Consider the following 12,604-nt stretch of genomic DNA (forward strand, 5'->3'; position numbering starts at 1 on the left):
GATGCGGGTTCCGGCGCAAGGATCGCGAACAACCGTGATGGGATTGCGCCGACTTGGCAAGCAGGCTTTAGGTGGTGCGGTCCGGGGCATCCGCCCGGCACCCAACGCGCGAGGCAGAATGGCCCTTTCACCGCAGATCGGCATCGTCCTGCGCCTTGTCCCCGCCCGGCGCATCGCCGCGCTTGGGGCGCTGATGGTCGCCAGCGGCCTGACCGATGGCGTCGGGCTTCTGCTGCTTGTGCCGCTGATCGAAAGCCTGCTGGCCAGCGGCGGCGGGATCACATCGCCGGTGTCCACCGCGATGGCATCGCTGGGCCTGCCGCAGGCACCCGAGCTTCTGCTGGGCGGCTTCATCGTCCTGATCGCGCTGCGCGTCACGCTGCAGTACCTGCGCGAGGTGATGGCGCAGCGCATGCAACTCGACGCCGCCGACCGCCTGCGCGAACGCTGTGTGCACGCGCTTCTGGGGGCCGAGCTTGGCTGGCACCAGACCCAGCGCCGTGCGGACCAGATCAGCCTGCTGACGGTCGAGACGCGGCGGGTCGGCGCCGGGCTGCAGATGTTGGTCAGCCTTGCCGCGACGGTCATCAGCGGGCTGGCGTTCCTGGCGGCGGCCCTATGGCTTTCGCCGGGGCTGACCACGCTTGCCGTGGCGTTCGGCGGCGTGACCTTCGCGGTCCTGCGGTCCTATCGCGCGCGGGCCAGGGCACTGGGCAGCGAGCAATCGCAAGCCAGCGCCGAGGTCATGTCGGTGGTCGGCGACAGCCTTGCCGGGCTTCGGCTGATCCGCAGCCTTGGCGCCGAAGACCGCAGCGCCGCCCGCATCGCCGCCCGCACCCGGGCCTTGCGCGGCAGTCAACAGGCGTTCACCGAGGCCACAGCCCGCGCCCGCGCCCTTGCCACGCTGATGGCGGCGATGGGACTGTCGCTGTTCGTCTGGACCGGGCTGCGGGTTCTGTCGACGGAACCTGCGGTCCTGCTCGCGCTGGTCGCGGTTTTCGCGCGGATCACGTCCGCGTTCACGCAGGTGCAGTCGCAGCTGGCGACCTGGCTGCACACCTTGCCGGTGATCGAACGGATCGACGCGCTGCGCCAAGGCGCGCTGGACCATGCCGCGCCCGAGGCGCCGCAGACGCTGGACCCGCTGCGCCCCGTCCGCAGCATTGCCGTGCGCGACGTGACCGTCGCCGGTGCCCCCGGACAGCCGCCGCGCCTCGACGGTGTGAACCTTGTTCTGGACGTCGGAAGCGTGACCCTGCTGACCGGGCCTTCGGGGGCGGGGAAATCGACGCTCGCCGATGTGATCGGTGCGCTGATCGTGCCCGGAAGCGGCGCCCTGCTGGTCGACGGCACGCCCATCACGCCCGAAACCCGGCGGGCCTGGATGCGGTCGGTGTCGTATATCCCGTAAGAGACGGTGCTGTTCCACGGCACCATCCGCGACAACCTGTGTTGGGGGGCGCCGGACGCGCCGGACGCCGAGTTGAACGCCGCGCTCGACATGGCAGAGGCGGGCTTTGTCCATGCCTTGCCGCAAGGACTCGATACCCCCGTTGGCGAGGCAGGTGTGCGCCTGTCCGGGGGTGAGCGGCAGCGCCTTGCGCTGGCGCGGGGCCTGCTGCGGAAATCGTCGCTGCTGATCCTCGACGAGGTGACAAGCGCGCTCGACCCGGACCACGCCGACGCCATCGCCCGCGCCATTGGCGGGCTTGGTGCCAAGGTGACGGTTCTTGTGATCGCCCATCGCGGCGGCGCGGCGTTCCGGGCCGACCAGATCCTGCGGATCGAGGATGGGCGCCTGACAAACGGCCAAAAGGTCGGTTCTGTTGATCCGCAGGGCGGCCCGTGAGCCATTTCGCGACCTGAGGTCACGGAATTTGACCATCAGGTCAACTCTTGCCTGCCGCATCCGACCGTGCGACGGTTTCCACGACCGCATTCCACGAAGGACCCCGTCCCCGTGACCACCGATCTTTCCTCGTCCGAACGGCTGGGGCACACGGCGCGCGACGCGCTGGTGCCGCAGGTGCACGAGCCGCGCAATCCCGGCATGGCGCTTGACCTTGACTGGGTGATGTCCGCCCGCGCGAACACCTCGGCCATAGAGCGGCGCGCCGCAACGCTGCCGGGGCGGCGGTCGGTCAAGAAGGACTGGCAGGCGGCGTGGTTGCTGAAGGCCGTGACCCTGATCGACCTGACCACCTTGTCGGGCGACGACACCGACGGCCGGGTGCGGCGGCTGTGTGCCAAGGCGCGCCAACCGATCCGGCGCGACCTCCTGGACGCCATGGGGATGGGCGGGATCACCACCGGCGCGGTCTGCGTCTACCACGACATGGTAGAAACCGCCGTCGACGCGCTGCAAGGCTCGGGCATCCCGGTCGCCGCCGTGTCCACCGGCTTTCCTGCGGGCCTGTCGCCGTTCAACCTGCGCCTCGCCGAGATCGGTGAAAGCGTGAATGCGGGCGCGCAGGAGATCGACATCGTCATCTCGCGCCGCCATGTCCTGACCGGGAACTGGCAGGCGCTTTACGACGAGATGCGCGCCTTCCGCGAGGCTTGCGGCGAGGCCCACGTCAAGGCGATCCTTGCCACCGGCGAGCTAGGGACCCTGCGCAACGTCGCCCGCGCGTCACTGGTGTGCATGATGGCGGGTGCGGATTTCATCAAGACCTCGACCGGCAAGGAAGGCGTCAACGCCACCCTGCCCGTGAGCCTCGTGATGATCCGGGCCTTGCGCGACTACTACGACCGCACCGGGTTCCGCATCGGCTACAAGCCTGCGGGCGGGATATCGAAGGCCAAGGACGCGCTGGTCTACCTGACGCTCATCAAGGACGAGCTGGGCACCCGCTGGCTGCAGCCGGACCTGTTCCGCTTCGGTGCGTCGTCACTTCTGGGCGACATCGAGCGGCAGCTGGAGCATCATGTGACGGGGCGCTATTCGGCGTCGTATCGTCATCCGATGGCTTGAGCCCGGTGGCATTCGCCAAAGTGCGTATTTGAGCAAAGAAGAAATATGAGGAGCGCCGCGCCATGACCGTCCGCGAGATTTTCGACAGCATGGACTACGGCCCCGCCCCCGAAGGCGCGGCAGAGGCGCTGGCCTGGCTGGTGGACGGCGGCGACCGCTTTGGCCATTTCATCGGCGGCGCGATGACCGAGCCGGGGGACGGCTTTGAGGCGAAGAACCCCGCCACCGGCGAGGTGCTGGCGACACTGACCCAAGGCAGGCAAGCCGACGTGGACGCCGCCGTCGCGGCGGCGCGCAAGGCGCAAGGCAAGTGGGCGAAACTGCCCGGCAACGCCCGCGCACGGTATCTCTATGCGCTGGCGCGGCTGGTGCAAAAGCACTCCCGCCTGTTCGCCGTGCTGGAGACGCTCGACAACGGCAAGCCGATCCGGGAAAGCCGCGACATCGACGTGCCCCTGGTGGCGCGGCATTTCTACTACCACGCCGGAATGGCACAGCTGATAGACAGCGAGATGCCGGACCGCGCGCCGCTGGGCGTCTGCGGCCAGATCATCCCGTGGAACTTCCCCCTTCTGATGCTGGCGTGGAAGGTCGCGCCCGCCATCGCCATGGGCAACACCGTGGTGCTGAAGCCCGCCGAATACACCTCGCTGACGGCGCTGCTGTTCGCGCAGATCTGCCAGGAGGCGGGGCTGCCCAAGGGCGTGGTGAACATCGTCACCGGCGACGGCGCGGTCGGCGAGATGATCGTGGGCCACGACGGCATCGACAAGATTGCCTTCACCGGATCGACGGACGTGGGCCGGATCATCCGCAAGGCCACGGCGGGCACCGGCAAGGCGCTGACTTTGGAACTGGGCGGGAAATCCCCCTACATCGTCTTCGACGACGCCGACATCGACAGCGCGGTCGAGGGTCTGGTGGATGCGATCTGGTTCAACGCCGGGCAGGTCTGTTGCGCAGGGTCACGCCTGATCGTGCAGGAAGGCATCGCCGAGCAGTTCCACGAAAAGCTGCGCCGCCGCATGGACGGGCTGCGCATCGGCGATCCGCTGGACAAGTGCATCGACGTCGGCGCGGTGGTGGACCCGGTGCAACTGGCGCAGATCCGCGACAAGGTCGCTTCGGCCACGGGCGAGGTCTACCAGCCCCCGGGCGAATTGCCCGCAGGCTGCTATTTCAAGTCGACGCTCATCACCGGGCTGTCGCCGTCCGATCCGCTGATGCAAGAGGAAATCTTTGGTCCGGTGCTGGTCGGCACCACGTTCCGCACGCCGGACGAGGCCGTGGCGTTGGCCAACAACACCCGCTACGGGCTGGCCGCGACGCTGTGGTCCGAGAACCTGAACCTCGCTCTGGATATCGCGCCGAAGCTGGCGGCGGGGGTGGTCTGGGTGAACGCGACGAACCTGTTCGACGCGGCGGCGGGCTTTGGCGGCGTGCGCGAGTCGGGCTTTGGCCGCGAAGGCGGGTGGGAGGGCCTCTTGGCCTACACCCGGCCCAAGACCGGCGCAAAGGCGCTGGCGAAGATCGAGGCGGTGGCGGCGCCCGAGGCGGGCAATGCGAGCGGTCTTGACCGCACCGCGAAGATGTATGTCGGCGGCAAGCAGGCGCGGCCCGACGGCGGCTATTCGCGCGCGATCTGGTCGAAGGGCGGCGATCTTCTGGGCCATGCGGGCATTGCCAACCGCAAGGACATCCGCAACGCCGTCGAGGCCGCGCGCGGCGCGTCCGGCTGGGCCAAGACCACCGGGCACCTGCGGGCGCAGATCCTCTACTACATCGCCGAGAATCTCGAGGCGCGGGCGGAGGAGTTCGCCGCGCGGCTGGCGTCGATGACCGGGATGGGGGGCAAGGCGGCAGGGGCCGAGGTCGCGGCGTCGGTGTCGCGGCTGTTCAGCTACGGCGCGTGGGCGGACAAGTTCGATGGGGCGGTGAAATCGGTGCCGCTGCGGGGGCTGGCGGTGGCGGTCAACGAGCCGGTCGGCGTGATCGGCGCCTTTGCTGCGGACGAGGCACCGCTTCTGGGGCTGGTGTCGGTGATCGGCCCGGCGATGGCGATGGGCAACCGCTGCGTCGTGGTGGCGTCAGAACCCTACCCGCTGGCGGCGACGGATTTCTACCAGGTGCTCGACACCTCGGACGTGCCCGGCGGCGTCGTCAACATCCTGACCGGCAGCCATGCCGAACTGGCGGCGCAGATGTCCGGCCACATGGACATCGACGCGGTGTGGTCGTTCTCGTCCTCGGACATCTCGGGCGTGATCGAGCGCGAGGCGGCGGGGAACCTCAAGCGGACATGGGTCAACCACGGCCGCGCGCGAGACTGGGTGGCGGACGGCGAAGGCCGTGCGTTCCTGCAAGCCGCGACCGAGGTCAAAACGGTGTGGGTGCCTTACGGAGAGTGACGGGATCGGGGGAGGCGGCATGAATCCCGCCCTACTTGCCGCGCCAGCTGTCCAGCCACTTGCGGAATCGTCCGCGCCCCTCGTCCCATCGGTCGTCCACGCGGTCCCAGCGTTCGCCCGCGTCGTCCAGCACCGGATCGACATTGCGGCGCCAGAACCGCAGCCAGATCTGGCGCAGCGTCAGGATGAACAGAACGAAGGTCACGAGGATGACGATGTTCATCCATGGGATCAGCGTGATTTTGGGATCGTCCACCTCTCGCACCGAGACGGCGTTAGGGTAGATCGACAGGAACTCGCTACGCCACCCGTAATGCGTGATGACCGCCCAGCGCGGCGTGTCGCGGTCCGAGCGCAGGTCGGACGCCTCGGCCTGCAGGTTCGCCGTGTCGAACTTGAGGTAGGGCGGCCAGCCCCAGCCGGTGTCCTCGTTGCGGTAGACCATCACGCGGCCGCCGGGCTGCACCGTCTGGATGAAGAACACGTCGCGGTTGGCGGTCGCGGGATCGTTCCCGGCATCGGGCGAGGCCCAGAAGATCGAATTCTCGCCGAAGTCGATGCGCTTTTCATAGGTATCGGTGATCCGCGCGACGTCGCGCTGCGGCAGCGTGTAGTGCAGGAACGCGAACAGCAGCAGCGCCAGAACGATGTAGATTGTCCATTTCACATAGCGCATGGCAGTCCCTTACCAGAAATTCTGCAGGTAGATCGTGACCAGGAACAACAGCCCCGGGATTACGTAGACGCCCCAGATCAGCTTGCGCCGAAGCGAGCCGCGATAGGTGCGCATGCCTGCATCGACAAAATCGTCGCGGTTGCCCGGGCGCCCCTGTTCCTCCCATTCCCGTTCCAGCCAGCCCATGTGCAGGCTGCGCGAATAGTAGCTGAGCGCGACGTAGAGAACGCTCGCCAGCACGAAACACAGGACAGCCCAGCGCAGGATTCCAAGGATCATGTCCGTCTCCTGACGGCCCCCCAGGGCCCGACGAGGTCGATCATATCCTTCTGCGGTGCCTCGGGGGAAGGTGTGGCGGAAGGTTCGGGTGGCGGTGGCGGCGGTTCGGGTTCCTCCATCCCGGGTTCCGGCCCGAACAGAGCGCGGCGGGTGCCGGTCTTGTCGATCATGTATTCCTCGGACAGGAAGCGCACGGCATAGACCTGCCGCGCCTCGGACCAATCGCGGTAAAGCCGGTAGAACAGCGCCTTGTGGCAGATGAACAGTTGCCGGATGTCGAGCGGTGACAGTTCCGCCAGAAGCTGGTTCACGATGTCCCGGTCCGCCCCGCGCGCGGCGCGCAGGGTGTAGAAATACGCCGGATGCTCGGACGTGATCGTGGGCCACGGCCCCGCGCCCTCGGCCCAGCGCACCAGATCGGCGAGGCCAAGATAGGCGGGCGGCAGGTCGGCCCCGATGCGCCGCGCCACCTGCCGCAGATCGCGGCGGGTCGCGCCCGACAGGTCCTCGCCGCGAGATGATGCGGCAGCGACAAGGATGAAATCCATCTTCTGCCGCAGGATCGCGGCGGCATCGACGCCCTTGGCCGTGACGATGGGTTCGGCCAGTCCGTTGAGGTCCAGCAACCGCGCGATGTGGTTGTGCTGGTCCAGCGAGAAGATGAACGGGCTTGGCAGATCGCCCAGCGCGGCGACATCGCCGCTTGCGATGACGGCCGGGTGCGGCACGTCGCGGAAAATGTAGAGCCCGCCGTGGTGATCCGTCCAGAAGTTGCCGACATCCTCGGTCGTCGTGTCCAGCGCCAACGGCACGGATGTCACGTCGCCGGTCGTGCGGGCCAGCCCGATCATCTCGGCGATCAGCACGTCGTCCCACCAGGCGTCTTCCTCGCTGCGGAAGCGCTCGATCTTGCCCGCCAACTCCCGTGCATGGGCGACGCGCAGTTCGGTGCTGTCGGCCTCGACGCTGAGGCGGCGGATGGTCCACAGGCGGCGCGGGTCGGACACGTCGAACACCGTGTCCACGACCTCGCCCGCCACCGCGTCCTGCGTGGTCAGCGCGAACAGTGCCGCCTCGTTGGCGTCGATGAACCGGCGCAGCAGGCCGCGCGTGAAGGAGAATTTCGTGCCCAGCAACGGCGCGGATTTCTGTTCGGTCGTCAGCAGGATGAACTGCCGGTTGCAGCCGTTCTGGTTGAGATACAGGTCATCCCCGAGCTCGTCCCCTATCTCGGGCGAGAAGCCGGAGATATCGACGTGGAAGTCCGCCAGCGCCGTCTGCCACCCGGTCAGCGTCTTGAGCGCGCGGTTGTAGCGGTCCACCAGCGCCGGGCTGGCGACATGCACCAGATTGCCGAACATCAGGCCGGAGGCGATGAGCTTTTTCATCACCCGCGCCCTTCGCGCATCATGTCTTCACCCTTCAGGCGCTCGGCGCGCTGCGCTAACCCGAACCAGCGCAGGGCCATGATCGGACCCCAGGCCAGAACCGCCAGCGCCGAGGACCGGCCAAGGTAGACCAGCGTGGCCACCGGACGCTCGGCCAGGGCGCCAACCGGATCGGCGCCCGCTGCCCGTTGCGCGGCAGCGAACACCGGCACCCCGGCCGCGCCCACGAGCAGCGCCGACAGCCCCAACAACACCGCGATCCGCCCCTGAGAGCGCGCGCTGCGCGGCACCAGCCAGCCGGGCAAGAGCCACGCCAGCGCCACCAGCAGGATCAGCGGCGCGCCGGTGTTCCAGAAGCCGACAGCGTCCGTCATGCGCCCGCCTTCCCCTCGGCATACCGCCGCCGCGCTTCTTCCTGCCGGCCAAAGTCGCGCACCATCGCCTCGATGGCGATCTCGTCGGACTTGTCGGCATAGCGGAACTCGCTGTCGGCGTAGCGGTTGATCTCTTGCAGGACCATGTCGACGGTGATCGGGCGGCGCATGTCCTCGATCATCTTCATCTTGTCCTCGTAGGGCTTGCGCAGGAACAGGTCGGGGTCGTCCATCCAGTCGTCGGGCAGCTCGAAATCCATCGCCCGAACCTTGACCGCGTCGGTGATGTTCTTGATCGACCGCCCGGTAAAGCGAGGGTCGGCCTGCTGGATCGCCTTCAGGTATGCGCCCATCTTGGCGATGGTGTCGAGCCGCCCGATCTCGCGTTCCGTCCTTTCCCACACCGCCAGAAGTCCGGCCTCCTGCGGGCGGGCATGAGCCTCGAACGAGCGCTCCACGGCGCGGCGGATTTCCTGTGCGGCGAACAAGTCGTGATCGCCCAAGGGGATATCATGCCGCTTGCCCAGCAAGAGCGCGAGGATGTCGATATAGTCCTCGCGGCTTTGCGGCCCGTCGACGAGGAACCGCGCGCCTGCCCGCTGGCGCAGCGCGTCATCGACGTTCTCGGGGTAGTTCGAGAACATGCCGAAGGTGCAGTTGCCGCGCACCACGGTGTTGGCCCCCGAAAACGCCTCCATGAACACCGCCGTCACCTCTTGCTGGCCCGCGCTCGACTGCCGGTCGCCGCGCTTGCCCGCGATCTGGTCGATGTCGTCGATGGTGCCAAAGCCGATCACGTTGGGGTCCAGCACGTTGTCGATGAAGGCCTTGGCGTTCTGGCCCGACTTGCCCTGATAGCTGTCGATCTGGTCGATCGAGAAGTTCTGGTAGCGGAACGGATAGCCCGCCGTCTGGCAGTATCCGTGCAGCAGCCCCGCCATCATCTGGATCAGCGTCGTCTTGCCGGTGCCGGGCTTGCCGTCGCCCATGAAGGTGAAGATGAAGCCGCCCATCTCGGCAAACGGGTTCACCTTGCGCTCGAAATCATAGGCCATCAGCATCTTGGCCAGACGCATCGCCTGATGCTTGGCGATGTGGTTGCCGACGACCTCGTGCGGTTTCTTGAACTGCATGGTCAGGACGGACCCGCGCGCCCGCGCGGAGGGCTGAAAGCCCGCAAGCGTCAGGTCGTCCGCCTCGACACGCCAGCGCGCGCCGTCAAAGGCGGCCAGCCGGGGCGCGTGCGCCGCCTTGAGGCGAAACGCCTCCATCAGCGCCTCGAGCATGGCGAGGATCGCCGCGACCATGCGCGGCTCGTCGGCACCGTGGGCCGCGATGGCGCGGTCGATCTCCCACAGCGCGCCCTTCAGGGCCAGGTCGGCGTTCTCGGTCAGCACCTCCTCGGCGGCGCCGACATCGGCCTGCGCCTCGCCCGCCTGCCCGGCCAAGAGGAACGCCGCCGCATTGGCAAAGGTGAACCCGGCCGCCAGCGCCTCGGCGGAGAGCAATTCGGCAAAGGCGGTGCGGTCGCCCGCCGCAAGCCGCCCTTCGAGGTTCTCGCGCTTCATCCGCGCCAGATCGGTCGCGCGGGCGAACCCGTCACCGACTGTCAGCGCGATGGCCAGCGCCCGGCGCAATCCCTGCAGGACCGCCGCCTGCGTGACGGACATCAGCGCATCGCCGCCATCCGCGCCCTCGATCCGCTCGATCAGGTGAACGCCTCCGGCCGCGTGGCCCGTCGCCCGCCCGACCAGCCCCGGCGTGGTGGACCGGAACCGCCGCCGCGTGCCCAGCCCGGACGATCCTTCGGCGGTCGGGGCCGCGTCCGACCGCGCCAGCCGAGGCGCATGCTCGAACCCTTCCAGAAGCGCCAGCGCCGTCCCGTAATGCGCGGCGATCTCGGCCTCGGACAGTTCCATCAGGTCACCTGCGACGCTCATGCGGCTCTCCTTCGTGACATGGGCAAGACCCCCGGGCGCTGCCGCCACTCAGCGTGCATGGATCACCTGCCCGCTCTTCGAGACTACGAACTTGCGGACCTCGCGGAAGCCGGGGGGCGACCACTCGGCCAGAACCTGAAACGGGCGCTGCGGCAGGATGATCGCACGCTCGGTGCGGGTGGCGCCGGTCTCGGCGCCGCGCCCCGCGAAGGGATCGAGCGCGAAGACCTCACGCTCTGCCGTGGTGAACCAGCCCGTCCGCTCGCTGCGCACGCGGTCGCTTTCCAGCTCTTCCAGCGTCCAGGCCAGCGCCCAATCCTCGCCCTCGGGCGCTGCGGCGTTTTCCAGCACCTCACGGATCGGCCCGGTCTGCAGCGTGTAGGCGTGCGAATACATCGGCCCAAGATGGATGCGGCGCAGCGTCTTTGGGTGCAGGTCGTCGAAATCCTCGTCAAAGCCCTGCGCGATGGTCACCAGCTTCAGCCCGGCAAGCGACTGCGCGATCAGGGCCGCCTGCGCCTCCGGCCAGCGGCGGTGATCGAGGCCCAGCGCCACGCGCCCGGTATCCTCGACCTCCATCAGGTAGATCACCGGCAGGTTGGTCTGGCTGTCATACACCGCCCAGTGGATCAGGTAGCGGCGCCGGTCCGCATCGGGCAGACCGGACAGCCACACGGCAACAGGATCGTTCTGCGTCCAGAACAGCCCGCCCGCCGCCAGCGCCTCGTAATACAGACGCTGCGAGGTGGCGAATTGCAGCCGCGTCGGGATTTCGAGATCGGCGACGATGGCGCGCACCATCTGCTCTTTCAGCGTCTCGACGGTGGGCAAGCTGTCCAGATGCCGCCCCGCCTGCTGGGCGTCGTTGGCCATGGTCAGAAGCTCTCGGAACACCGGAAAGCCCGACTCGACCCGGTCAATGGCGAGCGAGCCGAAGAACCGCCCGGTGTCGCGCCCCGTCATCAGGTATTTCAGCGACAGCGCACGGAAGGATCGCGCCAGCGCCGCGACGTAGTCGCCAACGACGTCAAGGTCGGCGTGGCGAATGGCGCTTTCCTTGGCCATCACGGCGGCGACGCGGGGCAGATGGCCCGTGATCCTCTCGAACTTGCGGAAATAGCGGCGCGCGGCGAACGTGTCGCCCAGCCCGGCATGGTCGAGGCCCGGGTCCGCCGTGCCTGCCGTGTCAGTCACTGCGCCGCCTCTGACGCTTGCGGCTCTTGATCCAGAAGCCGCGCCAGTACAGCCCGCCGATCAGCATCAGCACCACCAGAAGGCCCCAGCCAAGCCTGTTGCCGTCGGCAAAGACCGTCGGCCAAAGCTCGTTCAGGCCGAAGATGGGGGCCGCGGAATAGACCAGAAATCCGACAAGCATGCAGGCGACGACAGCGGCGAAAAGGACATCGAAGGTGCGTTTCATGCGCTGTCGGCGTCCTCAGGCCCCGTAGGCGTTCTTGTCGTGCTTTTCCACGATCGCGGCAAAGCGGCGGGCAAAGCGTTCGTCGGCCTTGGCCTTTTCTTCCAGCACCTTGCGGGCGAACACCATGTGATCCTCGTGCGCTTCCAGCATGTCGGCCATACGCTTGTTGGTCGCCGATCCGATGGCGGCCATTGCGGTCTGCGCCTCCTTGTCGGTCTGCACGCCGATCTCGTTGATGCGGTGCGCCACGTCCTGCTGCTGCGCGGTCTTGAGAGACTTGGTCAGCGCGTCATACAGCACCACGCGCTGCTTGGTGTCCGTCTCCAGCTTGTTGATAAGGACAAGCTGCGTCGCCGCCTGGTTCTGCAGGCTGTCGACCCAGGTCTTGCCCGCCTCGATATACCGCTCCAGCGTCTGGCTCTTGGCCACGGCGACCTGCTCGGCCTGCACCAACTCGTTGTATTGCGTGTTGCGGGTGGCGAGCCGCGATTCGAGATTGGCGCGCTCGGCGGGTTCGGTCGTGGACGCGATCTTGTTCTCCAGCCGGATGATCGCGGGGTCGATCTCGGCCAGCTTGGCGCGGATGCCTTCCAGTTCCCCCACGACGGCCTCACGCTCTTCCAGCGTCGCGGTCAGGTTCGCCTCGACCTTGGCGCCCTGGTCCTCCAGCATGGCAAGCTGGTCGCGCAGAAGCGTCACGATCACGTCGGACTTGGCAATCAGGTCCTGCAGCTTGTCGTCGATGTTGGCGGCGCGGATGCGCTCGGCCCGCATCGATTCGGCCTTGTTCTTGGCGAAGACGCCGACGATGTTCTCCCACCCCGTCTTGGTCCGCATCCCGTCGAAATCCTTCGAGAACGCGGCGGTGACGTCATCCAGACCCATGATGAGTTCCGCGATGTTGGCGTTCATCACGTCGGTGTGCGCGTGCACGTCATCCAGCGTGGCGCCCTCGATGTCGATCGAGATGTCGTCGCCCGTCTTCAGCTTGGCGCGGGCGGATTCGATCCGGCCGGTCAATTCCTCGATCTTGGAGCGTGTATCCATCACCTGAGCCTGGCTCTCGCGCAGTTGAGCGTCGAAATCGGACATCTCGTCCTCCCTGTGGTCGCCGCTGGCGATGGCGACGGGTTCAATCCCGAATG

At 67.5% G+C, this 12,604-nt stretch carries 10 protein-coding genes and 1 pseudogene; 3 read left to right on the forward strand and 8 right to left on the reverse strand.

The annotated features are described in order from the left end of the window. The first annotated feature begins 193 nt into the window (after positions 1 to 193). The 3 genes and pseudogenes from KTJ87_RS11695 (at position 194) to KTJ87_RS11705 (ending at position 5,382) form a co-directional block, all read left to right on the forward strand. Positions 194 to 1,849: pseudogene (locus KTJ87_RS11695) on the forward strand (ABC transporter ATP-binding protein). Between the two features lie 111 nt (positions 1,850 to 1,960). Continuing rightward, positions 1,961 to 2,974, forward strand: coding sequence for a deoxyribose-phosphate aldolase (gene deoC, locus KTJ87_RS11700; RefSeq protein ID WP_407650491.1), 1,014 nt, complete (start codon positions 1,961 to 1,963; stop codon positions 2,972 to 2,974). Between the two features lie 62 nt (positions 2,975 to 3,036). Continuing rightward, positions 3,037 to 5,382: an aldehyde dehydrogenase family protein gene (locus KTJ87_RS11705; RefSeq protein ID WP_267139313.1), complete on the forward strand. Its 2,346-nt coding sequence runs from the start codon at positions 3,037 to 3,039 to the stop codon at positions 5,380 to 5,382. Between the two features lie 31 nt (positions 5,383 to 5,413). On the opposite strand, the gene KTJ87_RS11710 is transcribed toward KTJ87_RS11705, so the two are convergent. Genes KTJ87_RS11710 through KTJ87_RS11745 form a run of 8 tightly spaced genes read right to left on the reverse strand, consistent with a single transcriptional unit; the run spans position 5,414 to position 12,551 of the window. Continuing rightward, on the reverse strand, positions 5,414 to 6,058 hold the full coding sequence (locus tag KTJ87_RS11710; protein ID WP_267139314.1) for a DUF1523 family protein: 645 nt from the start codon (positions 6,056 to 6,058) through the stop codon (positions 5,414 to 5,416). Positions 6,059 to 6,067: 9 nt separating this feature from the next. Beyond that, a complete protein-coding gene (locus KTJ87_RS11715; protein WP_267139315.1) occupies positions 6,068 to 6,337 on the reverse strand; it encodes a hypothetical protein in 270 nt (89 codons plus the stop codon). Beyond that, positions 6,334 to 7,725, reverse strand: coding sequence for a DUF6638 family protein (locus tag KTJ87_RS11720; RefSeq protein WP_267139316.1), 1,392 nt, complete (start codon positions 7,723 to 7,725; stop codon positions 6,334 to 6,336). The genes KTJ87_RS11715 and KTJ87_RS11720 overlap by 4 nt, the downstream gene beginning before the upstream one ends. Further along, positions 7,725 to 8,099: a hypothetical protein gene (locus KTJ87_RS11725; protein ID WP_267139317.1), complete on the reverse strand. Its 375-nt coding sequence runs from the start codon at positions 8,097 to 8,099 to the stop codon at positions 7,725 to 7,727. Before KTJ87_RS11725 ends, KTJ87_RS11720 begins: the two co-directional genes overlap by 1 nt. Next, entirely contained in the window at positions 8,096 to 10,039 is a 1,944-nt protein-coding gene (locus tag KTJ87_RS11730) for an AAA family ATPase (RefSeq protein ID WP_267139318.1), read from the reverse strand. The genes KTJ87_RS11725 and KTJ87_RS11730 overlap by 4 nt, the downstream gene beginning before the upstream one ends. 48 nt (positions 10,040 to 10,087) lie before the next feature. Then, positions 10,088 to 11,233, reverse strand: a complete 1,146-nt coding sequence (locus KTJ87_RS11735; protein ID WP_267139319.1) for a hypothetical protein — start codon at positions 11,231 to 11,233, stop codon at positions 10,088 to 10,090. Then, on the reverse strand, positions 11,226 to 11,459 hold the full coding sequence (locus KTJ87_RS11740; protein WP_267139320.1) for a hypothetical protein: 234 nt from the start codon (positions 11,457 to 11,459) through the stop codon (positions 11,226 to 11,228). The genes KTJ87_RS11735 and KTJ87_RS11740 overlap by 8 nt, the downstream gene beginning before the upstream one ends. A 15-nt stretch (positions 11,460 to 11,474) precedes the next feature. Then, positions 11,475 to 12,551 (reverse strand): coiled-coil domain-containing protein, encoded by a 1,077-nt coding sequence (locus KTJ87_RS11745; protein WP_267139321.1) that lies wholly within the window; start codon positions 12,549 to 12,551, stop codon positions 11,475 to 11,477. Positions 12,552 to 12,604 lie beyond the last annotated feature (53 nt).

Origin of the sequence: Anianabacter salinae (assembly GCF_019061145.1) — a bacterium.
Lineage (GTDB): Bacteria > Pseudomonadota > Alphaproteobacteria > Rhodobacterales > Rhodobacteraceae > Anianibacter > Anianibacter salinarum.